The organism is Sporosarcina sp. YIM B06819 (genome assembly GCF_033485175.1).
In the GTDB taxonomy this organism is placed as follows: Bacteria; Bacillota; Bacilli; order Bacillales_A; family Planococcaceae; genus Sporosarcina.
This window is the reverse complement of sequence record NZ_JAWLIQ010000009.1, coordinates 74810-95926: the sequence shown is the minus strand read 5'-3', so window position 1 is coordinate 95926 and position 21117 is coordinate 74810. Positions and strand designations below refer to the sequence as shown.

The window sequence follows — 21117 nt, the reverse complement described above, 5'->3', positions numbered from 1 at the left end:
TCAGTCAACTTAGAGGCGGAATAAGTGCAAACTGCCTCAATGGGGAGAAGTGACTGTATGTTTCATCATAGAAGTTTTAGGGGGAGTATTCATGAAAAATCTATTTGCTAAATGGAACCAAATAAGTCTAGTGAAAAGGATTATTGTTGGTATTATTGTCGGTCTTATTTTAGCTTTAATCGTTCCTACTGCAAGTGGAATCTCAATTTTTGGTTCTTTATTTGTTGGTTCATTAAAGGCTGTTGCACCAGTCTTAGTGTTATTTTTAGTGATGCACGCGATTGCTGTGCATAAAAGTGGTAAGAAAACAAATATGAAAACGATTCTTGGGCTTTATGCGATTGGTACACTGCTGGCAGGGGTTGTCGCTGTCGCTGTGAGCTTTATGTTCCCAGTTACATTAACATTGACAGAAGGGGCAGAAGGTCTTGCTCCTCCAGAAGGTATTGTTGAAGTGCTTAAAACATTACTCTTTAACTTAGTTGCCAATCCGATGAATGCATTACTAAATGCCAACTATTTAGGTATTTTAATGTGGGCAATCGTTCTTGGTCTTGCGTTGAAAAATGCCAATCAAAACACGAAAGACGTGTTAGGTAGTTTTTCAGATGCTATTACGAAAGTTGTACAATGGGTGATCAGTTTAGCACCGATTGGTATTATGGGACTTGTTTTTGATGCGATTGTCACAAGTGGTATTTCTGCTTTAGCTGTATACGGTAAACTAGTCCTCATTTTAGTTGGATGTATGTTGTTTATCGCACTTGTCGTGAATCCGTTAATTGTCTATGTCTATATACGCAGAAATCCTTATCCAATTGTATTCAAGGTTTTAAGAGACAGTGGACTCACGGCATTCTTTACACGTAGTTCAGCAGCGAATATTCCGGTAAATATGAAATTATGTGAAGAACTTGGCTTAGATGAGGACACGTATGCAGTGTCAATTCCTCTAGGTGCTACGATTAATATGGCTGGTGCAGCCGTTACAATTGCAGTACTAACTCTTGCAACGGTCAATACGCTTGGGATTGAAGTTGATTTTGTCACAGCACTTCTGCTTTCTGTTGTAGCGGCTATCTCGGCAGCAGGTGCATCAGGTGTTGCAGGTGGATCACTTTTACTTATTCCACTAGCATGTAGTTTGTTTGGAGTGCCAAATGATATTGCTATGCAAGTTGTTGGTGTTGGCTTTATCATTGGTGTTGTTCAAGATTCTTGTGAAACTGCTTTGAATTCATCTTCTGACGTACTGTTCACAGCGACAGCTGAATACGCTAAAGAACTTAAAGAAGGTAAAGTAGTTCCTGCGAAATCTTAAAAACTGCGATAAAAGAAATTTAAAAGCCATGATTACCGGAGATGATTCGGTGATCGTGGCTTTTTAGCGTTTTTTATTTGGAGAAGTATACAGGACAGCTAAGATTGTATATTGCATCTCAGATTCTAGAAAAGGATTATGTGAAATAGGGTATCCAGCCCAAAATAAAATTGCTCACAAAGAACAGATATGCAGACGCTACTAAGTACCATTCTTAAAAAGTATTTAAGCCACGATTTCCTATGACAATTTGGTCAATTCCTCCTTTAGATTAATCGTTTGTATAGTTGTTCACTTGATGAATTAAACCCTTGAATCTGTACCTTCACACCTTTTTGCTCCAGTTTCTGTTTCACTTTATAGATTGCACCGACTGCCGATTCATCCCACAACTGACTATTTTCAAAATTAATGACGATTTTATGTTCTGTAACATTATCGAATGACTGAATAAACTTTGTGGTGGATGCAAAAAACAAAGGACCTTTTACCTTATATTCATCCTTATCATATGTTACTGTCACACGAGAAATTTTTGCAACGAAAAATAGTGAACTTAATATGACACCAATCACAACACCAATCGCTAAATTATGTGTGTATAAAATAATCGCAACAGTCAGGAGCATAACAAGTGATTCCGATTTAGGCGCTTGTTTCAAAAACTTGAACGAACCCCAATTAAATGTTGTACAACTAACCATAATCATAACCCCAACAAGTACAGGCATCGGAATTTTGATAACAACATCACCTAAAACGATAATTAAAAACATTAGAAACACACCCGCGGTAAAAGTCGATAAGCGTCCTCGTCCACCTGACTTAACATTGATGATTGATTGACCAATCAAAGCGCAACCTGCCATCCCACCGAAAAAACCAGTGATAAAGTTGGCGATCCCTTGTCCACGTGCTTCTTTATTTTTATTACTCGACGTATCAGTCATATCATCCAATACTTGGGATGTAAGTAATGATTCTAATAAACCGACAATCGATAAAGCCAAAGAATAAGGTAAAATAATTTTTAATGTCTCAAAGTTAAGCGGGATATCTGGAAGGAAAAAAAGCGGTAATGAATTAGGCATCGTCCCCAGGTCGCCAATCGTTTGTAACTTCACCCCACTTATGAGCGCAATGCTTGTCATTACCACAATAGCAATAAGAGGTGCAGGAATTGACGTGAAAAATCTCGGAATCGCATACACTAATATTAATGTAACAATCGCAAATATATATGTCATACTGTTTGACCCAAGTAAATAAGGCATTTGTGTAATAAAAATCATAATCCCTAGTGCATTCACAAATCCGAGCATGACGGAGTTTGGGATGAAGCGCATTAAATTCGCAACACCAAATCCTCCAAGGATGAATTGGATAACTCCTGTTAAAACTGTGGCTGCAAGTACATATTGTAGGCCGTGATTCGCCATTAAGCTGACGAGCACTAAAGCCATTGCACCTGTTGCAGCGGAAATTAAACCAGGTCGGCCACCTACAAACGAAATAATGACCGCAATTGTAAATGAAGCATATAACGCGACACGTGGGTCTACACCTACAATGAATGCAAAAGCCAATGCTTCAGGAATGAGAGCAAGTCCTACAACAATACCTGCTAACATATCGGCACGTACATTCCCAAACCATTGTTGTTTTAAATTATTCATACTGTTCCCCTCTCATATTGTTCAACATCACAAAAAAACTATGCTAATGTAACTATTATAACATCTATAATCCCATCAATTGGTGTGTGGTGCCAGAATTAAGCCATAAGACTGATTGCGTAACCGTCAGGCTTATGTCGAGAGGCATCCCCTAGCGATAAAGCGGTATTCAAAAGAATTTTCAAATTTTCTTCTGAAAATAAATCTTGTAAAACTTTTGATTAGTCTCTTCATCAAAACCAAATTTAAGTAGAATATCGATCTTCTCGATAGCACTTTCGGAAATGACCGTTTCGCTGACATAATGTACGATGTACTGTGTTAATTTACTATCCATTACTTCTAGCATGGACTTCATTTTCTCATCATAAGTTGTAGATAATTTACAATAGCATACTCTGTGCAATATGTTCATGCATTTTACATTAAAACAACTATCAGGATATAATTAAACTCAGCATTGAGTTAGAACCTAACCCTCGATATCCGTCTGTGCTGCTATAGCAAGGTACGGACTTTATTGGAAAAATATAATGGAGGTATTCATGCATAATGGTTGAAACAATGGAAGAATTACAGATTGAACTCAAAAAGAGTGTGGAATGGGAACAGGATCAAAGTGATTTATGGTTTTGGGAAAAGATTGGTCGTCTCCCTTTCAAGCTATTAGACAAGGTGACGCACGCCTTTATACAAAATAAGATTGGTACCCTTTTAGATGAACTAGGTCAATATGTTCAAACAGGTGGGAAATACTTAAGCTCAGTAACCTCACTAAAATCCTATTATCCTAATAACACTGTCCATACGTTGGCGGATGTAAAATTGGTCCCCGTTGTCGAAATGGATCAAGCTGTAAGCAAACTTGCAAATAATAGAAAGCAATTGGCAACGATTCAAGGTGCAAGTACGGGTATCGGAGGTATTTTAACGTTATCGATTGATATACCATTGCTTCTTGGTATTCAATTAAAGACCCTTCAGGACATTGCGATGTGTTATGGCTATGATCCGAATGATAAAGAGGAAAGAGTGTACATCGTGAAGGTTTTGCAGTTTGTTTCTTCAGATGTTGTTGGGAAACAGGCGATACTAAAGCAATTATCGATCATAGATTCTTCTAATGAAGGGATGAAAAGAGAAGTGATTTCAGAACTCCAAGGATGGAGAGAAGTTGTCATGACACATCGTGATCAAATCGGTTGGAAAAAGCTTTTTCAAATGATTCCTATTGTTGGACTGCTAGTTGGAGCTATTATCAATCGTTCTGCGGTTAGTGACTTAGCAGAGGCTGGGATGATGCTTTATCGCAAGAGGAGAATTAAAGAACGTTTAGCGATGGAATTAGAAGATGTAGAAAAATGATAATTCTAATATGCTATTTCAAAACTCATGTTGTTTTGCTTTGAAATGATAAAAATATACTATCTACATATTCTCCCCTTTACTCAAGTGAAGGGTTTTTGTTTGATTTTTTTTTGGGGAAGTTCCTAGATATGATATATATTATTGAATGACTTTATAGTTCAATTTGAAGTAATAATTCTGATTACTTTGACGAAATAATATACTACACTACCATAATTATGGTATATTTTAGAGTGTAGAGAAGGGGGATGACTGATGTGCTGTTAAAGAAATCATCGAGCTTGGGCGAGAAAAACGGCGTTTCTTTTTTGAATGGGGAAGTGAAATTTCAAGGTGTCGCTTTGAATGTCTATAGCTATGTGGTGGATGGCGTATTAATTGATACGGGATCGCAATCTTTACGTACACATTTTGAGCCCTTTATAAAGCAGGCAGATTTTGATCAAGTGATGATTACGCATTTTCATGAGGATCATACGGGCTGTGCGGCATATGTTGAGAAAACGAAGAAATTACCGATTTATATAGATGAAAAAACGATTGATTATTGTGCACAGCGAGCGGATTATCCTTTGTATCGGCAGCTTTTTTGGGGAAGAAGAAAGCCGTTTCATGCGCAAGCGATGCCAGAAACATTTTCGTCGAGAAATGCGACATGGGATGTCATTGATACACCGGGTCATGCGCATGACCATAAGGCCTTTTTGAATCGGCAAACGGGCCAATTGTTTACGGGAGATTTATATGTCAATGACAAGACGAGAGTCATCTTGGCGGAAGAAAGTGTTCCTACCATTATTCAGTCCTTGGAGCGAGTGCTGGCGTTTGATTTTCAAGAGGTGTTTTGCAATCATAAAGGGTTTGTAGAGGACGGGCGCCTTGCGCTTGAGCAGAAATTAAATAATTTGCTAACTCTTCAACAAAAAGTATTAACCTTGCACGGACAGGGAAATCCTGCTCAAATCATCTGCAATCAGCTATTTCCGAGGAAATATCCCATTACGAAATTTTCGGGTGGTGAATGGGATTCTGTACATATCGTTACGTCGATTTTGAAAGGGCTTTAAGCGGGGGAAGGGGAGACGGAGGTTATGATAGGGGTAAAGATTGGCCTACTCTTGTTCACGTTGATTGGTGTAAATGTTGTTATCCGGTGGGTGTTAAAAAAAGCTGTTAAAAGTAGAGAAGAAGAAATCTTTTTCATATAATCATGTAAATGGATTGCATAGAAAAATTGATTGGGCGATTAGGATAACTTTAATGATAGCTTCGGTGATTGCTATTTATCTTGCATTCAATAGGGAGTATTCGGTGTATCTCTATTTGGTTGTACTTCTTTGCTTCAATGTAATCTCTGCAAGTGTATGTGCTTTTTTTTGAGTGGAAATCCTCTTCCACACTAAAACATTCAATTTTAACCATTGGTGAGATCGTTTACAATGTCATTGTGATTGTTGCAATCATTCAATTTGATGTGCTTGGTTTATTGATTTAGGGGGCCAGGCAATTTCAGACATCGTATTTTTTTCTACTGGCGTCTGACATTGTCGCCATTCTTTATCAACAGTCAATCTTGGTTCTGTTATAAATATGAAATTTGGTGATAGGTTTGGTAGCACAAGTTCTGCAATGGTTTGAAAACAGTGGTATTTTCGCTGTTTGGATAAGTATCATTTTAAATATGATTATTAGTGTCTTGGGGCTTATACCAAGTGTGTTTATAACGGTAGCAAATATTAGTTTCTTTGGATTTGAGAAGGGCTTAGTTCTTTCAATTCTAGGTGAAGCTTTTGGAGCATTGATAAGCTTCTATCTGTATCGAAAAGGCATATACAAAGTAAGAACTAAGGTCTCAATCAACAATAGATATTTAAATAGATTACAACAAAGCGAAGGAATGGAAGCTTTTTTACTTGTTTTGGCATTTAGGGTTTTCCCGTTTGTGCCATCAGGCTTAGTTACTTTAGCAAGTGCGGGAAGCAAAGTTGGAATGTTGAATTTTTCTATTGCTAGTACGCTTGGAAAAATACCTGCTCTTGTCATAGAAGCACTCTCTATTCAACAGATTTTAGAGTGGAATTGGAAAATAAGAGTAGTATTGGGGCTTTTGTCTATTGTCGTTATAGGTTTATTGATAAGAAAGAAGCGAATAAACAACTTTTAATTATTCAAATGACTTCTATATCCGTCACTATGCTACATATAGTAGCGAACGGAGGAATGCCTTTGAAAAAGTCGTTGAAAGTTTGGAGTGCACTTATCTTCTTTCTTTTCCTATTTCCAATTATTTTAGAACAAATCCCGAGTGAAACCCTAGAAGAAGTCGAAGTCGTCGTTCCCTTGAATAACCGACAACTAGTTTATGCGACAAATATTTTCGAACCGGAACCACAAATCCAACAAGGCATGCGTGCACTTTTATTTGCTACACATTCACATGAAGCGTTTGAACCTATCACTCAACAATATGATGGGAAAATTGCGGTTTCTCATCCGGAAGCGAATATTATGAAGCTTAATGAAACTATAAAATCCCAGTTGGAATTCAATGGAATAGCAACTGAAATTCTTGATGTTGATACATCCTCGATAATGAATCAGAAGGGGATACCTTATAACAAATCGTATGATGTGGTTAGGCCGTATGTACAAAAGTCGTTGGAAGAAATCGATTATGACATCGTAATCGATATTCACCGCGATTCACTTAAAGCAGATAGGACAACACTCACGTATGAAGGGGAAAAGTATGCAAAAATTGTTTTTGTTATTGGCGGTGAGCATAATAATTTTAAATTAAATCAGGAATTAGCCGAAAGATTGACAGCTGAATTAGAACAAATTGTTCCGGGGATAACTAGGCCTCTTGTTTTCAAAGCAGGACACGGTGTAGACGGAAAGTACAATCAGGATCTTGATCCGCGTCTCATACTTATTGAAATGGGTGGGATTGGTAATAATGAAGCAGAACTGAACAGAACATCAGCTGTTCTTGCAAGGGCTGTATCAAAAGTGTTACAGAAAGATGAGGAATGATGTTGAATGGTTAAGCTTTAGTAACTTAGTAAGAGGCAACCCGAAAAAGTTGGATTATCCAACTTTCTGGGTTGCCTCTTTAATTATGAGTATTACTAACCTAAAGAAACGCACGATTATTCCCGCGCATAATTCATGAATACTGATTAGGTTTCATACCCTTAAAAGGTATATAACCTTTACATGCAGCATGGAAAAATAAGCTTTATTCAGTTTTAAAAAGAGGACGGGGATTAATGGGGAACTATCAATTTATTGTACTAGGTTCACTTGGCTTGTTGGCAATTGTAATCGTTATATTGTCGGCAATCTGGAGAAAAAAATTTCGAATGATGCAAGGCATGATAATTTCAATGTTCTTTGGGATGAATGTGGGATTGACTGCTGGCGTTCTATTAGGTGTAACTTATCAAGGTAACCTATTTCTTTCCACAATCCTTTCGATGGCTATTGGCGTGCTAGCTGGCTCATTATGCGGATTATGTTTTGGAATTCTTCCGTTATTAGAAGGAGTAATGGCTGGGTTAATGGGTGGCATGATGGGGGCAATGGTAGGTGAGATGATCCGTGTAGATCAGTCGATTAGTTTGATACAGCTATTTTTATTCTTATCCCTTAGTACAATTTTTATCATGACCATTTTAAAAACACCACGAAATTCGAGAATACATAGTAAAAAGTGGTTTTTAAAACCTATTTTACTTTCGGGTTTCATGGCTGTATATATAATAGGGGGTAATTCATTTGCCGAAAAGTATGGAAATCTAATGGGATTAGAGTCGACTAAAAGCCATCATTCAGCGACAGCTAAGCCAGTTGACAATCTCGATAGTGAAAGCCAGACGATTGTTCTAGAAACCGCTGATATGAAGTACTCAACAAATGAAATTATTGTTGAAAAAGACAGGGCGCTCAATTTGATTCTCACTAACCTAGATCAGATCGAGCATAGCATTGAAATCAAGTTTCTATCCCTTTCAATTGATAGTGGTTTCCAGCATAATCATGGAACAGAAAATAATGTGATACATCTCCATGCCTTACCAAAAAGTACGGGGACATTCACATTTACCCCGACTGAATCAGGAATCTATGAATTCAATTGCACAGTTCCTGGACATAAGGAACTTGGTATGGTGGGTAGATTTATAGTAAGTTAAATGAAATAGAAAGAATGCCTGATTCTAAAACGAACTGTTTTAGAATCAGGCATTTTTTTAAGATAAAAATGGTAATAAAGAGCCTCCAACAGCCCCAGCTACCACAACAATCCAAGGTGGTAATTTCCAATAAGTCAACATACTAAACAACACAGCAGCTAAAGCAAAATCCGCAGGTGCTAAGATTGCAGTCGTCCAAATCGGGAAATAAAAGGCGGAGATGAGTATCCCAATTACCGCGGCATTGACGCCCATGATGGCTCCTTTAATGGTAGGATTGCTACGTAATTGATCCCAAAATGGTAATGCGCCAAGAATGAGTAGGAAAGCAGGTAGGAATACTGCGAACGTTGCAACCAAACCACCTTGCCAACCTTTCATGACAGTTCCTAAATAAGCTGCGAATGTAAATAGGGGGCCAGGCACTGCTTGTGTAGCACCATATCCCGCTAAAAATGCTTCCTCACTAATCCAGCCAGATGGCACCAATTCCTGTTCCAATAAAGGCAACACAACATGCCCGCCACCGAATACTAAGGAACCAGAGCGGTAAAAGCTATCGAACATGGCCACCCAATAGGAGCCAGTCATTTCCCTTATGATTGGCAATATAAATAACAAACCGAAAAATAACGCCAGACAAATCGCTGAAACGCTTTTAGAAATTGGAAATGAAGCCCTCACTTCTTTTACGTCATCATGCTGTCTAAACAATAAAAATCCGGCAAGGGCAGCAAGTAAAATGACAGCTACTTGGGTACCAGCTGTTTGCCAAAGAAGGGTTCCAAGTAGGGCAACCAAAGCAATCGTTTTGCGCTTTACATCAGGCGTCAAGCCTTTAGCCATGCCGATAATCGCATGAGCCACAACTGCTACCGCTACGATTTTTAAACCATGCAGCCAGCCAGCATTTCCTACGTCAAATCCAGTAAGGAGTAAGGCAAAAAGAATAAGTGCGATAATGGAAGGCATTGTAAAGCCGATAAAAGAGACAATTCCACCTAGAACCCCAGCGCGCATAACACCTATCCCAATGCCAACCTGGCTACTAGCGGGACCCGGTAAGAATTGCGCTAACGCGACTAAATCTGCATAACTTTTTTCATCCATCCACTTTCTACTACGTACATACTCTTCATGGAAATAACCTAAATGGGCGGTAGGTCCGCCAAATGAGGTTAGTCCAAGTCGTGTTGACACTAAAAATATTTCTGTGAGTAATTTGAATCGATTGGTTACAGTCATGTTAAGAACTCCTTCTTCTTCGATATGAACTACATGAATATAGCATTTTTTCTAGTAACCTCCAAGCACATATAGAAATTTACATAATCTTAATATAGTTCGAAGAGAAATATGTTGCTTATATAGCATGTAAGGGGCTTACTGATTATAAAATCTTAAGCTGTATTCAACAAGAAGACCTTTTGTGAGTTCCTTGAACTTATAGGAGGTCTATTTTATTGGTTACTGATAATTCTGTAATTGATAATTTTGTTTAATAATTGAGAATGAAAAGGGTTTATTAGAATTTAAAATTGTTTGCCTAAGTATAAATTAAGTAATCTATTGCTATATAAACTGTTATTATTCATGGAGAATCTAGGGGTTGAAAGTAATATTGTTGACAAAAAATAAAACTTATATAATAATTAATATGTAATTAGAATTATTATAGTTAAGAGGTTGTAATGATTACAGCGGTTTAGGTTGTGTGAATATGGCCTAAACTAACTATGCAAACCACATACTAGGAGGAATATTTATTATGTCATTAATAGGAAAAGAAATACTACCATTCAAAGCGTCAGCTTACAATAGCGGAAACGGTGAGTTCATTGAACTTACTCAAGAAAACCTGAAAGGTCAATGGAGTGTCGTTTGCTTCTATCCAGCAGATTTTACATTTGTATGTCCAACTGAACTTGGAGATCTTCAAGACCAATATGCAACACTGAAAGAACTTGGCGCTGAAGTCTATTCTGTTTCAACGGACACACACTTTACACATAAAGCATGGCATGATCACTCAGACGTAATCAGCAAACTTGAATACATTATGATCGGTGACCCTTCACAAACTATTTCGCGTAACTTTGATGTGCTGGACGTAGAAGAAGGACTTGCACAACGCGGTACGTTCATTATCGATCCAGACGGCATCGTTCAAGCAGCTGAAATCAATGCGGACGGTATCGGTCGGGACGCAAGTATTCTTGTTAACAAAATTAAAGCAGCACAATATGTTCGCAACAACCCAGGTGAAGTTTGCCCGGCAAAATGGAAAGAAGGCGAAGCAACACTTAAGCCAAGCCTTGACCTTGTAGGGAAAATTTAAGGAGTAGATTGAATGTTGTTAGATTCAGATATAAAAGCACAATTAGCCCAATACCTTGAATTGATGGAGGGCGATGTGCTACTTAAAGTGAGCGCGGGAGAAGATCAGGTTTCGCGTGAAATGGCAGCACTGGTGGATGAATTAGCTACAATGTCATCCCATGTTAAAGTAGAAATGGTGGATTTAGCAAGAACACCGAGTTTTAGTGTCAACCGCATCGGTGAAGATACAGGCATCACTTTTGCAGGTATCCCACTTGGACACGAGTTCACTTCATTGGTTCTGGCTTTATTGCAAGTGAGTGGTCGGGCTCCTAAAGTGGACGACAAAGTGATCGAGCAAGTGAAAAACATTGAGGGCGAGTACCGCTTTGAATCATATATTAGTTTAAGCTGTCAAAACTGTCCGGATGTTGTACAGGCACTTAATCTGATGAGTGTGTTAAACCCTGGTATTACGCATACGATGATTGATGGTGCGGCGTTTAAAGATGAAGTGGAAAGCAATAATATCATGGCTGTTCCGACAGTACTCCTAAATGGGGAACCGTTCTCTAGTGGTAGAATGTCACTTGAAGAAATCCTAGCCAAACTAGGAAGCGGACCAGATGCATCGGAATTTGCAGATAAAGAACCATTTGATGTGCTCGTAGTGGGCGGCGGACCAGCGGGTGCAAGTGCAGCAATTTACGCGGCACGTAAAGGGATTCGTACAGGGATTGTTGCGGATCGTTTCGGTGGTCAGATTTTAGATACAGCTGCGATTGAAAACTTCATTAGTGTGAAGCGCACGGAAGGTCCTAAACTTGCTGCAAGTCTTGAGGAACACGTGAAAGAGTATAACGTCGATGTGATGAACTTGCAGCGTGCAAAACGTTTGGAAAAGAAAGATCTCATTGAAATTGAATTGGAAAACGGTGCTGTTCTCAGAAGTAAAACCGTTATCCTTTCAACAGGCGCACGTTGGCGTGATGTTGGCGTACCTGGTGAGGCTGAATTTAGAAACAAAGGGGTCGCTTACTGCCCGCACTGTGACGGTCCATTGTTTGCAGGTAAAGATGTTGCAGTGATTGGCGGCGGTAATTCAGGTGTCGAGGCAGCCATTGACCTTGCAGGAATTACCAACCACGTGACAGTTCTTGAATATGGCGATGAGTTGAGAGCCGATTCAGTTCTGCAAGAGCGTCTGTATAGCTTGCCGAATGTCACTGTCCTGAAAAATGCTCAAACGAAGGAAATTACTGGTACGAATAGCGTAAACGGAATTACTTATCTTGAGCGTGACACAGGTGTTGAAAAGCATGTTAAACTAGCAGGGATATTCATCCAAATCGGTCTTGTGCCGAATACGGATTGGCTAGGTGACACAGTTGAACGCAACAAAGCTGGTGAGATTGTTGTCGATAAGCGTGGGGCAACGAGCGTACCTGGCGTATTCGCTGCAGGGGACTGTACGGATAGTGCGTTTAAACAAATCATTATTTCAATGGGATCGGGTGCGAGTGCCGCTTTAGGTGCATTCGATTACTTAGTCAGAAATTAATTCAAAGTTGTTGTCCATATCGGATTAAGAGGAACAGGTCGAAAGATGAACCTGTTCCTTTTTTGTTGTTGGTGAATGTCACTCTAAACAAAATACCAAAAGATGTGCCCGTATATAATTTTAAATAAAAGCGAGAGGCTGTCCAGTAAAGTAAGTTTTAATCAGCTTTTTGGACAGCTCGAGCTTTATTAACCAGCAAAAGACTGTTTTCAATCCGTCTGTAAGTACAACTGGAGAGTTATCGATCAATTGGACGGGGTTATCGATCAATTCCGCAGGGTTATCGATCAATTGGGCATAGTTATCGATCAATTGCATGGAGTTATCGATCAATTGGACGGAGTTATTGTCATTTTGGGACCTTTGGTTCATCAAATCGGTAAAGCACTTTGCTTGTTTTTCGAGGTCAACCTCGCCAGTGGACTGCTTTATTTGATTTTTATAAAGCAGGCAGCTCTCTTACTAATTGGGTTCCTCAAAAATAGGTATTCTAAAATCAACTTGAACTTATTTGTTGACACCATACCTATGGGGGTATATTATAAAAAGTGTAAAGAAGATGCCAAGCACGATAAAGAAGGGAGTGTGTGGATAATGGCTTATGATAACAAGGTGACAAACCGCATCAAACGTTTAGAAGGTCAGCTTCGGGGTATTCTGCTGATGATGGAAGAAGGACGAGATTGCAAGGAAGTCATTACACAACTTTCAGCTGTACGTTCTGGCGTAGATCGTGCGATTGGGGTCATCGTCAGTGACAATTTAATAGAGTGTGTGCGAAATGCACAAGGCGATCCTTCCAAAATGAATGAGTCCGTGCAAGAGGCAGTCAATTTACTTGTTAAAAGCCGTTAATCTTCAATTATATATTTTTTTAATTCATTAAATACCCGTACAGGTATAAGTATAGGTAAAGGGAGATGACAGAATGGAAAAGAAAAGAACAACCATCGTGTTATTTAGTGGAGATTATGATAAGGCAATGGCGGCCTATATTATCGCGAATGGTGCAGCCGCTTATGATCATGAAGTGACAATCTTTCATACATTTTGGGGCATTAATGCACTGCGAAAACAAGAGCATGTGCCAGTGAAAAAAGGCTTCCTCGAGAAAATGTTCGGCCGTATGATGCCGCGTGGAGCAGAAAAACTGGGTCTGTCGAAGATGCAAATGGCGGGAATGGGTCCTGAAATGATTAAGCATGTTATGAAAAAGCATAATGCACTGACATTAACGCAACTCATTGAAATGGCACAGGAGCAAGACATTAAAATGGTATCGTGTACGATGACAATGGATCTGCTAGGTTTACAACAAGAAGAGCTATTAGATGGCGTCCAATATGCAGGTGTTGCGGCCTATTTAGCGGATGCAGAAAATGGTAATATTAATCTGTTCATCTGAATTCAGCGGAAGACTTCCACCCTATAGGGGAGAAATTAAGTTCCATTTCTCCTTGTTGGCGGGATGAATACGGTTTTGTTCCCTGTTCAGTGGGTGTTCAAACTCCCGCTTAATCCAGATGGAGCCTCCGGCGTGTTTGATAAAAGAAAAGGATGAGTAGAATGAAGGAAATTACAGTTAAAGAAGTGCTAGTAAAAATGGCGAATGGCGAGCCATTACATCTAATTGATGTGCGTGAAGTAGCAGAAGTACAAGAAGGGCATATTGCTGGAATTATTAATATTCCACTAGGTCTGCTTGAATTCCGATTGCATGAGCTTGATAAAAATAAGCCTTACATTATGGTTTGTCGTTCAGGTGGACGAAGTGGTCAAGCGACTGCGTTTTTACAAGACCGAGGCTTTGACGTGACGAATATGGTAGGCGGCATGATAGCTTGGGATAGGGAAGACGAGCTTAATTAAAATTGAGGTATGAGGAGGATTTTACATGACAATTAAAGCAGATGTGCAACTAGATGCCAAAGGATTGGCTTGTCCAATGCCAATCGTTAAAACAAAAAAGGTAATGGCAACGCTAGTAGATGGACAAATTCTAGAAGTCATTGCAACAGATAAGGGATCAAAGGCAGACTTAGCGGCTTGGGCTGAAGCAGTGGGTCATCAATATATCGGTACGACAGAGCAAGGTGATGTGATGATGCACTATATCCGCAAATGTTCTGATGATGAATTGATTGAAAAAACGTTTGAACACACGATTGCTACTGATGAAATCGTTGCACGTGCAGCTAAAGGTGGCATGATTTTAGATGTCCGTGAGGAAGCAGAATTCGCATTCGGACATATCGCAGGGGCAAAATCGATTCCGATGGGGGAATTAGAAGCGCGTCTGGGTGAGTTGGACAAAGGACAAGAAATTTATGTGATTTGTCGTACAGGTAAACGAAGCGATTTAGCTGCACAGAAATTAGAAAATAACGGTTTTACAAACGTATACAATGTCCTACCAGGTATGACGTCTTGGTCCGGGGATTTAGTGAAAACAGTCTAATGACAATGAAAAACAGAGTGAAAGGGTGAAACAGCTCTTTCACTAAAAAATCACAAAAATAATACCTGTGGGGGTACAGAAGAATGACAGTAAGTAAATGGACAGCAGCAGATGTTGCACGCAAAGTCATCGATAACAAACAATTATTCATTTTGGATGTACGTAATGCAGATGCATTCGCAGATTGGAAGATTGAGGGCCATCAATTCGACTACGTCAACATTCCTTATTTCGAACTATTAGATGGTGTAGAAGACATTCTTCCTCAAATTCCAATAGATAAAGATGTACTTGTTGTCTGTGCGAAAGAAGGTTCTTCAATAATGATAGCTAACATGCTAGCAGAAGAAGGGCGAGAAGTGGGTTACCTAGCGGGTGGTATGAAGTCTTGGAGCACGTACATTGAGCCAATCAAAGTAGGCGATTTAGCGAATGGCGGCGAGCTCTATCAATTCGTTCGTTTAGGAAAAGGCTGTCTTTCCTATATGGTGATTTCTGAAGGAGAAGCAGCAGTTATTGATGCTGTGCGCTTTACAGAAGTATTTACAAACTTTGCGGCGGAGAAAAACGTCACAATCAAGCATGTGTTTGATACGCATTTACATGCAGATCATATTTCAGGCGGTCGCCATATCGCCGAAGCAACAGGTGCAACATACTACTTACCGTCGAAAGATGCAGAAGAAGTCGTGTTTGACTACACAGCACTTGAAGATGGTTTAATGGTACAAATTGGTGCTTCGAAAATAGATGTAGGCGCACTTTATTCGCCAGGTCACACCATTGGTTCTACCTCGTTTATTGTAGATGGACGTTATTTGCTGACAGGTGATATTTTGTTCATCGATTCAATTGGTCGCCCTGATTTAGCAGGACTCGCTGAGGACTGGGTAGGCGATCTACGTGAAACGTTGTATAGCCGTTACCGAGAATTAGCAGAAGACTTAATCGTTTTGCCAGCGCACTTCATGATTATTGACGAGTTAAATGCAGATGGTACAGTAGCCAAACGCTTGGGTGATCTATTCGCTGACAACCACGGATTAAACATTGAGGATGAAGCAACGTTCCGTAGTATGGTGACAGATCACTTACCGCCACAGCCGAATGCCTATCAAGAAATTCGTCAAGTGAACATGGGCAAAATTACGCCAGATAACGACGAGCAAACCGAAATGGAAATCGGTCCAAACCGATGTGCAGTACGTTAATGAAATGCTTAAAAAATTAAAAAATGAAATGGAGATTGTAAAAATGAATTCAAACAATGTAGTAGACGCAAAAGGGTTAGCATGTCCAATGCCAATCGTTCGTACAAAAAAAGCAATCAATGCAATTGCAACAGGAGAAGTGTTGGAAGTACATGTAACAGATAAAGGTGCTGCAGTCGATTTCCCGGCATGGGCAAATGCAGGAGGCCATGAGATTTTGGAGCAAACAGATGAGGATGGCGTACTAAAAATCTTTATTAAAAAAGCGTAATCGTATCGGCGGGTTTTCGACTTTCGAAACCCGCCATCTTTATAAGGAAGAAGGAAAAAAATATGGATTTTACATTTGTAGTTGTCATATTTTTAATTGGATTTATCGGCTCTTTCCTATCGGGTATGCTAGGCGTTGGCGGCTCCATTATTAAATATCCAATGCTTCTCTATATCCCACCCTTATTCGGATTAGCGGCTTTTTCAGCGCATGAAGTATCAGGCATTAGTGCGGTTCAAGTACTATTTGCTTCACTTGCGGGTGTCTGGGCTTACCGTAAAGGTGGCTATTTAAATAAATTACTTATCCTTTATATGGGTGCTTCAATTTTAATCGGGAGCTTTATTGGTAGTTTCGGCTCTTCGTATTTATCAGAACAAGGTGTGAATATTGTGTATGGCGTGCTGGCAACCATTGCAGCGATTATGATGTTTATTCCGAAAAAGCAAGTGGATGACAAACCCTTAGATGAAGTGACATTTAATAAGCCGTTAGCTGCCATTTTGGCGTTAATTGTTGGTGTTGGGTCAGGTATTGTCGGGGCGGCAGGCGGCTTTTTGCTTGTACCGATTATGCTTGTTGTCCTTAAAATTCCAACCCGTATGACCATCGCAACGAGTCTGGCTGTGACGTTTATTTCATCCATTGGGGGAAGTATCGGTAAGGTCATGACGGGACAAGTCGATTATTGGCCAGCATTCATTATGATTATCGCAAGTATCATTGCAGCTCCGCTCGGTGCGAAAATCGGGAAAAAGATGAACACAAAGATTTTACAGGCGATTTTAGCAGCGCTAATCTTCGCGACGGCTATTAAAATTTGGATTGACTTAATTTAAATGCTACTTATTTATAGGATTAATTGCAAAAAAAGCACTCCAAATTCATGTGATTGGGAGTGCTTTTTTGCAATTAATATTTACTAGGTACAACAGAAAGTCGCTGTGCAATTTCTTCGGCAATTTTCAAGCCGTGAAAACGCCCGTCTTCAATATAAACACGATTTGTGATCCCACCTGTGACAACACCAGAAAGAAAAACGTTTTTAATATTGGATTCATATGTTTCTGGATTAAAGGAAGGAACTAATGAAGAGAAATCCGTTTGAATGCCGATACTTTGAAGCAGTGAAATATTTGGTTGGTATCCGATGAGAGAGAATACAAAGTCATTTGGCAGAGTGACTGTTCCTTCAGAAGAATGTATTTGGATAGTTGTTTCATCAATAGCAGCAATACTGGAATTTGGATAAAAATCAATATTTCCTTTTTTAAGAAGGTTACGCATATCTAATAACAGGGAAGGTTTAATCCCTTCTAATACAGTCTCTCCTCGGTGCACGAGTGTAACATGGGCTCCGTTACGGTAAAGATCGATTGCAGCTTCAATTGCTGAGTTTTTCCCACCGACAACGGTAACATGTTGTCCATAATAAAGATGACCTTCTTTATAATAATGTGAGACTTTTAATAAGTTTTCACCAGTTACTCCTAGCTGTCTAGGCGTATCGAAGATGCCTGTTGCAATGACAATGTTTTTCGCTTCATACGCAATGGAGTTGTAGTTCCGATCTTCTGCGTGGACCGTAAAGGATGCTGTGTTCTTGGTAATGGCATTCACTTTTTGATAGCACTTAATCGCTAGTTCCTGCCTTTCTGTCACAAGGCGATAATATTTTAACAGCTCTGTTCGAGTGGGACGTACATCTTGCGATAGGAATGGAATATTGCCAATTTCTAAGCGGTCAGAAGTACTGTAGAAAGTCATATGTAATGGGCAGTTGACAATGGAATTGACAATCGCCTCTTTTTCAATAATGACATAAGAGAGCCCTTTTTCTTGAAGAGCAAGGCCTGTTGATAAGCCGCATGGGCCACCGCCAATAATCACAACATCATACATACAATGAATATCCTCCTTAAAAATGCACATCAATAACGAGAAAAAACCGTATTTATTTTTATTCGTCAGTATGCACAGATGAATGAAAATACATACTGTGAAATTATAAACTCATGAGTGATAGTAGTTTTGTTTCACATATTTAAACAACTCGGTGTTTTTTTAGCATCAGTCACCTTATGTTATTTTCAAAACTTCTATCATTCCCACAAATGTCATTTATGTTGTTGTCATGGAGGAATAATCAATCAGAAAGGAGATCTAGAATGGCAGCTTTTATAGTAGATCAAGTGTCAATTGGTTATTCAAACACCCTAATTATTGATGATTTAAGTGTGTCAATTCCTGAGGGATTTTTCTGTTCCTAAAAAGGACTTAGAAAAAGAACGGATTTGTATGGTAGGAAATTAAACCTACATAGAATTAGTTTGTTATCATTTTTAATCTGTACTAATTAATAATTGTACATTTCCTTCGTAATCGTATAATATTAATAAGTGAAAATGATTCTCATTCTCATGATGAACATAATTATTTATACAATGATTTTAATTTATAAGCAAACTGACTTATTTGTAGACATGCTGATTAAAAGACGTTTAGAAAATATGACATAGTAAAAAGGGGTTATTATGATGAATTCGGAGCAGCTATATGATGTAACGATTATTGGTGGCGGCCCTGCCGGACTGTATTCTGCTTTTTATAGTGGATTGAGGGAAATGACAACTAAGATTATTGAGTTCCAGCCTTATTTAGGAGGAAAAGTGAATGTTTATCCAGAGAAAATGATCTGGGATGTAGGTGGTCTGACACCTGTTACAGGTGAAAAGCTGATGGAGCAATTGATTCAGCAAGGACTCACCTTCGATCCTGAGGTTGTATTAGGTGAAAAAGTGGTATCCGTCAATAAAAATGACAATGGACATTTTGTTATTCATACTTCTGCGCATCAACAACATCTATCTAAAACAGTTATTTTAGCTGTAGGCGGAGGTATCTTGAAGCCAACAAAATTGGAGATTGAAGGTGCCGAGCGTTTTGAAGTATCCAATTTGCATTATACGGTCAAATCACTTGCACGCTTCAAAGGGAAGACGGTATTGATTTCTGGAGGCGGCAATGCTGCGATTGACTGGGCGAATGAATTGGAGCCGATTGCGAAAAAAGTCTATTTGACGTATCGCAAAGATATGCTAAAAGGGCATGAAGCGGAAGTATCACGCTTATTCAGTAGTTCAGTGGAATGCTTATTGAACACTTCTATTGAAAGACTTATTGCGGCAGATAATCATGAAACAATCGATAAAATTGAATTAGTCAACACGGAGGATGGTCATAAGATTCAACTGGCTGTGGATGAAGTCATTATCAATCATGGGTACGATCGTGATAAAGAGCTGACAGAAAGCAGCGGGCTGAATATAGAAATGGTAGATGAATATAGCATTGCAGGTAGTTCAATGAGTGAAACATCCGTCCCTGGACTCTATGCGGCTGGTGATATTTTGCATCATGAAGGCAAGCTTCATTTAATTGCAGGAGCATTTCAGGATGCGGCGAATGCTGTCAACAAAGCGAAACAGTATATCACTCCGGAAGCTTATGGACATGGCATGGTGTCCTCGCATAATGACATCTTTAAAGAAAAAAATCGTGAATTGGTGAAGCATTTGTATGCAGTGAAAAACTAACTGATTTTGATTGTGGCATATTAGATTGTAGGTCAAACTAGGTATAGCGAGTTTGACCTTAAAAATAAGGAGGAACATTAGTTGTGAAAAAACAACTATCTTACACAGTATTTATTATTATGCTTCTATCTTTAGTGCTGGTCGCTTGCACCAACAAACTATCGAGTCAAAATAATGCAAAGCAAGAAGAGCCGACATCTACCGCTGATGCGGAACAAGAGGAAGCCGCCACCCGTTTGTTTACGGATGCAATGGGACGTGAAGTCCAGGTGCCTAATAATCCTGAACGCATTATTGCCCATTATTATGCATCTGAAATGATTGCTATCGATCAACCAATTATCGGTACGAATTTTATTAACGCGAGTGAAGTGCTTACGGAAGAACAATTAAAAGGAATTGAAGATATCGGAGGGGACGGTGCAGCTCCGAATTTGGAGAAAACCTTAGCGCTTTCTCCAGATTTAATTATTGTACCTAATTTTTTGGAATCCTCCGATCTTGAAGCGTTGTCTAAAATTGCTCCGACTGTGACAATGGATTATAGCAGTGATGTGTTTTCCCGTCTAAAGACATTAGGTGAACTCATTGGAAAACCTGAAAATGCAGAAAAATGGATTGCGAATTATACGGCAAAAGCCGAAGCAAAACGGAATGAAGTCAAGCCTGTGATTCCCCCTGGTGAAACGGCTTCCGCTTTCATTATCTATGAAGGTAAGCAACTTTATGTATACGGACCACAGCGGTTAGGACCAATTATGTATGATGCACTTGGATTTACAATGCCTCCGAAGGTTGAAGAAATGTTCGCAGATAAGAAAGATTCTTTGTGGGAAATGATATCACTCGAGGTACTTCCTGAATTTTCCGGAGATCGAATATTTCTTGTTGCTTCAGACGATAGTGAAGAGTCGAAGCAAATGATTGAAGAAGTCATCAATGGCCCAATTTGGAAGGGAATTCCGGCTGTGAAAAACGGGAAAGCCTATGTTGTTGAAAGTAAATGGGCGTTTAATGACCCGTTGACATTGGACTGGTTATTAGATGAAATGCCAAAGACGATTTCCCAATAATGATGCATGGTTTATTAGGTAGCTTATGATTCAGTTTGGTTAACCATTGTATCAAGCAGGAAGCAAG

Annotated in this window: 22 protein-coding genes; 18 read left to right on the top strand and 4 right to left on the bottom strand. The window is 39.3% G+C overall.

The window, feature by feature from the left end:
* Positions 1-91 precede the first annotated feature (91 nt).
* Entirely contained in the window at positions 92-1321 is a 1230-nt protein-coding gene (gene sstT / locus R2B72_RS07525) for a serine/threonine transporter SstT (RefSeq protein ID WP_318615830.1), read from the top strand.
* Positions 1322-1587: 266 nt separating this feature from the next.
* Here the strand turns inward: sstT and R2B72_RS07520 are convergent, their stop codons facing one another.
* Together R2B72_RS07520 and R2B72_RS07515 are read right to left on the bottom strand one after the other, a co-directional pair.
* A complete protein-coding gene (locus R2B72_RS07520) occupies positions 1588-2997 on the bottom strand; it encodes a SulP family inorganic anion transporter (RefSeq protein WP_318615829.1) in 1410 nt (469 codons plus the stop codon).
* A gap of 181 nt (positions 2998-3178) precedes the next feature.
* On the bottom strand, positions 3179-3346 hold the full coding sequence (locus tag R2B72_RS07515; protein ID WP_318615828.1) for a hypothetical protein: 168 nt from the start codon (positions 3344-3346) through the stop codon (positions 3179-3181).
* A 203-nt stretch (positions 3347-3549) separates the two neighbouring features.
* On the opposite strand from R2B72_RS07515, the gene R2B72_RS07510 reads away from it, so the two are divergent.
* The 6 genes from R2B72_RS07510 (at position 3550) to R2B72_RS07485 (ending at position 8561) form a co-directional block, all read left to right on the top strand.
* Entirely contained in the window at positions 3550-4362 is an 813-nt protein-coding gene (locus R2B72_RS07510; protein ID WP_318615827.1) for an EcsC family protein, read from the top strand.
* Between the two features lie 251 nt (positions 4363-4613).
* Positions 4614-5432 carry an MBL fold metallo-hydrolase gene (locus tag R2B72_RS07505; RefSeq protein ID WP_318615826.1) on the top strand — a complete coding sequence of 273 codons (819 nt, stop codon included), beginning with the start codon at positions 4614-4616 and terminating at the stop codon, positions 5430-5432.
* A gap of 154 nt (positions 5433-5586) precedes the next feature.
* Positions 5587-5745 carry a hypothetical protein gene (locus tag R2B72_RS07500; RefSeq protein WP_318615825.1) on the top strand — a complete coding sequence of 53 codons (159 nt, stop codon included), beginning with the start codon at positions 5587-5589 and terminating at the stop codon, positions 5743-5745.
* A 229-nt stretch (positions 5746-5974) separates the two neighbouring features.
* Positions 5975-6529 carry a TVP38/TMEM64 family protein gene (locus R2B72_RS07495; RefSeq protein WP_318615824.1) on the top strand — a complete coding sequence of 185 codons (555 nt, stop codon included), beginning with the start codon at positions 5975-5977 and terminating at the stop codon, positions 6527-6529.
* A gap of 62 nt (positions 6530-6591) precedes the next feature.
* Positions 6592-7401 carry a stage II sporulation protein P gene (gene spoIIP / locus R2B72_RS07490; RefSeq protein ID WP_318615823.1) on the top strand — a complete coding sequence of 270 codons (810 nt, stop codon included), beginning with the start codon at positions 6592-6594 and terminating at the stop codon, positions 7399-7401.
* 236 nt (positions 7402-7637) lie between these two features.
* The gene (locus tag R2B72_RS07485; protein WP_318615822.1) at positions 7638-8561 is read left to right on the top strand and encodes a plastocyanin/azurin family copper-binding protein; all 924 of its coding nucleotides are present in this window, start codon (positions 7638-7640) and stop codon (positions 8559-8561) included.
* 57 nt (positions 8562-8618) lie between these two features.
* Here R2B72_RS07485 and chrA read toward each other — a convergent pair whose 3' ends face one another.
* Positions 8619-9806: a chromate efflux transporter gene (gene chrA, locus R2B72_RS07480; protein ID WP_318615821.1), complete on the bottom strand. Its 1188-nt coding sequence runs from the start codon at positions 9804-9806 to the stop codon at positions 8619-8621.
* 523 nt (positions 9807-10329) lie between these two features.
* Here chrA and ahpC point away from each other — a divergent pair.
* The 9 genes from ahpC to R2B72_RS07435 all read left to right on the top strand — a co-directional run bounded on the left by ahpC (position 10330) and on the right by R2B72_RS07435 (position 17220).
* The gene (gene ahpC, locus R2B72_RS07475; protein ID WP_318615820.1) at positions 10330-10899 is read left to right on the top strand and encodes an alkyl hydroperoxide reductase subunit C; all 570 of its coding nucleotides are present in this window, start codon (positions 10330-10332) and stop codon (positions 10897-10899) included.
* Positions 10900-10911: 12 nt separating this feature from the next.
* Positions 10912-12441 carry an alkyl hydroperoxide reductase subunit F gene (gene ahpF / locus R2B72_RS07470; RefSeq protein ID WP_318615819.1) on the top strand — a complete coding sequence of 510 codons (1530 nt, stop codon included), beginning with the start codon at positions 10912-10914 and terminating at the stop codon, positions 12439-12441.
* A gap of 594 nt (positions 12442-13035) precedes the next feature.
* Positions 13036-13296, top strand: coding sequence for a metal-sensitive transcriptional regulator (locus tag R2B72_RS07465; RefSeq protein ID WP_318615889.1), 261 nt, complete (start codon positions 13036-13038; stop codon positions 13294-13296).
* A 73-nt stretch (positions 13297-13369) separates the two neighbouring features.
* Positions 13370-13846, top strand: coding sequence for a DsrE/DsrF/DrsH-like family protein (locus R2B72_RS07460; protein ID WP_318615818.1), 477 nt, complete (start codon positions 13370-13372; stop codon positions 13844-13846).
* Positions 13847-14007: 161 nt separating this feature from the next.
* Positions 14008-14310, top strand: a complete 303-nt coding sequence (locus R2B72_RS07455; protein WP_318615817.1) for a rhodanese-like domain-containing protein — start codon at positions 14008-14010, stop codon at positions 14308-14310.
* Between the two features lie 25 nt (positions 14311-14335).
* The gene (locus R2B72_RS07450; protein WP_318615816.1) at positions 14336-14899 is read left to right on the top strand and encodes a sulfurtransferase TusA family protein; all 564 of its coding nucleotides are present in this window, start codon (positions 14336-14338) and stop codon (positions 14897-14899) included.
* Positions 14900-14982: 83 nt separating this feature from the next.
* Complete coding sequence (locus tag R2B72_RS07445) at positions 14983-16110, top strand: MBL fold metallo-hydrolase (protein WP_318615815.1); 1128 nt, start codon at positions 14983-14985, stop codon at positions 16108-16110.
* Between the two features lie 43 nt (positions 16111-16153).
* A complete protein-coding gene (locus R2B72_RS07440; protein WP_318615814.1) occupies positions 16154-16381 on the top strand; it encodes a sulfurtransferase TusA family protein in 228 nt (75 codons plus the stop codon).
* 62 nt (positions 16382-16443) lie between these two features.
* Positions 16444-17220 carry a sulfite exporter TauE/SafE family protein gene (locus R2B72_RS07435; protein WP_318615813.1) on the top strand — a complete coding sequence of 259 codons (777 nt, stop codon included), beginning with the start codon at positions 16444-16446 and terminating at the stop codon, positions 17218-17220.
* 73 nt (positions 17221-17293) lie between these two features.
* On the opposite strand, the gene R2B72_RS07430 is transcribed toward R2B72_RS07435, so the two are convergent.
* A complete protein-coding gene (locus tag R2B72_RS07430) occupies positions 17294-18283 on the bottom strand; it encodes a YpdA family putative bacillithiol disulfide reductase (RefSeq protein ID WP_318615812.1) in 990 nt (329 codons plus the stop codon).
* 635 nt (positions 18284-18918) lie between these two features.
* Here R2B72_RS07430 and R2B72_RS07425 point away from each other — a divergent pair.
* Complete coding sequence (locus tag R2B72_RS07425) at positions 18919-19977, top strand: NAD(P)/FAD-dependent oxidoreductase (protein WP_318615811.1); 1059 nt, start codon at positions 18919-18921, stop codon at positions 19975-19977.
* Positions 19978-20060: 83 nt separating this feature from the next.
* Positions 20061-21050, top strand: coding sequence for an ABC transporter substrate-binding protein (locus R2B72_RS07420; protein WP_318615810.1), 990 nt, complete (start codon positions 20061-20063; stop codon positions 21048-21050).
* The last annotated feature ends 67 nt before the right edge of the window (positions 21051-21117 follow it).

Excerpts from the sequence above, each read along its gene's own strand:
- sstT (WP_318615830.1), top strand. The coding sequence starts at position 92 with ATGAAAAATCTATTTGCTAAATGGAACCAAATAAGTCTAGTGAAAAGG.
- R2B72_RS07520 (WP_318615829.1), bottom strand. The coding sequence starts at position 2,997 with ATGAATAATTTAAAACAACAATGGTTTGGGAATGTACGTGCCGATATG.
- R2B72_RS07515 (WP_318615828.1), bottom strand. The coding sequence starts at position 3,346 with ATGCTAGAAGTAATGGATAGTAAATTAACACAGTACATCGTACATTAT.
- R2B72_RS07510 (WP_318615827.1), top strand. The coding sequence starts at position 3,550 with ATGGTTGAAACAATGGAAGAATTACAGATTGAACTCAAAAAGAGTGTG.
- R2B72_RS07505 (WP_318615826.1), top strand. The coding sequence starts at position 4,614 with ATGACTGATGTGCTGTTAAAGAAATCATCGAGCTTGGGCGAGAAAAAC.
- R2B72_RS07485 (WP_318615822.1), top strand. The coding sequence starts at position 7,638 with ATGGGGAACTATCAATTTATTGTACTAGGTTCACTTGGCTTGTTGGCA.
- chrA (WP_318615821.1), bottom strand. The coding sequence starts at position 9,806 with ATGACTGTAACCAATCGATTCAAATTACTCACAGAAATATTTTTAGTG.
- ahpC (WP_318615820.1), top strand. The coding sequence starts at position 10,330 with ATGTCATTAATAGGAAAAGAAATACTACCATTCAAAGCGTCAGCTTAC.
- ahpF (WP_318615819.1), top strand. The coding sequence starts at position 10,912 with ATGTTGTTAGATTCAGATATAAAAGCACAATTAGCCCAATACCTTGAA.
- R2B72_RS07465 (WP_318615889.1), top strand. The coding sequence starts at position 13,036 with ATGGCTTATGATAACAAGGTGACAAACCGCATCAAACGTTTAGAAGGT.
- R2B72_RS07460 (WP_318615818.1), top strand. The coding sequence starts at position 13,370 with ATGGAAAAGAAAAGAACAACCATCGTGTTATTTAGTGGAGATTATGAT.
- R2B72_RS07455 (WP_318615817.1), top strand. The coding sequence starts at position 14,008 with ATGAAGGAAATTACAGTTAAAGAAGTGCTAGTAAAAATGGCGAATGGC.
- R2B72_RS07450 (WP_318615816.1), top strand. The coding sequence starts at position 14,336 with ATGACAATTAAAGCAGATGTGCAACTAGATGCCAAAGGATTGGCTTGT.
- R2B72_RS07445 (WP_318615815.1), top strand. The coding sequence starts at position 14,983 with ATGACAGTAAGTAAATGGACAGCAGCAGATGTTGCACGCAAAGTCATC.
- R2B72_RS07440 (WP_318615814.1), top strand. The coding sequence starts at position 16,154 with ATGAATTCAAACAATGTAGTAGACGCAAAAGGGTTAGCATGTCCAATG.
- R2B72_RS07435 (WP_318615813.1), top strand. The coding sequence starts at position 16,444 with ATGGATTTTACATTTGTAGTTGTCATATTTTTAATTGGATTTATCGGC.
- R2B72_RS07430 (WP_318615812.1), bottom strand. The coding sequence starts at position 18,283 with ATGTATGATGTTGTGATTATTGGCGGTGGCCCATGCGGCTTATCAACA.
- R2B72_RS07425 (WP_318615811.1), top strand. The coding sequence starts at position 18,919 with ATGAATTCGGAGCAGCTATATGATGTAACGATTATTGGTGGCGGCCCT.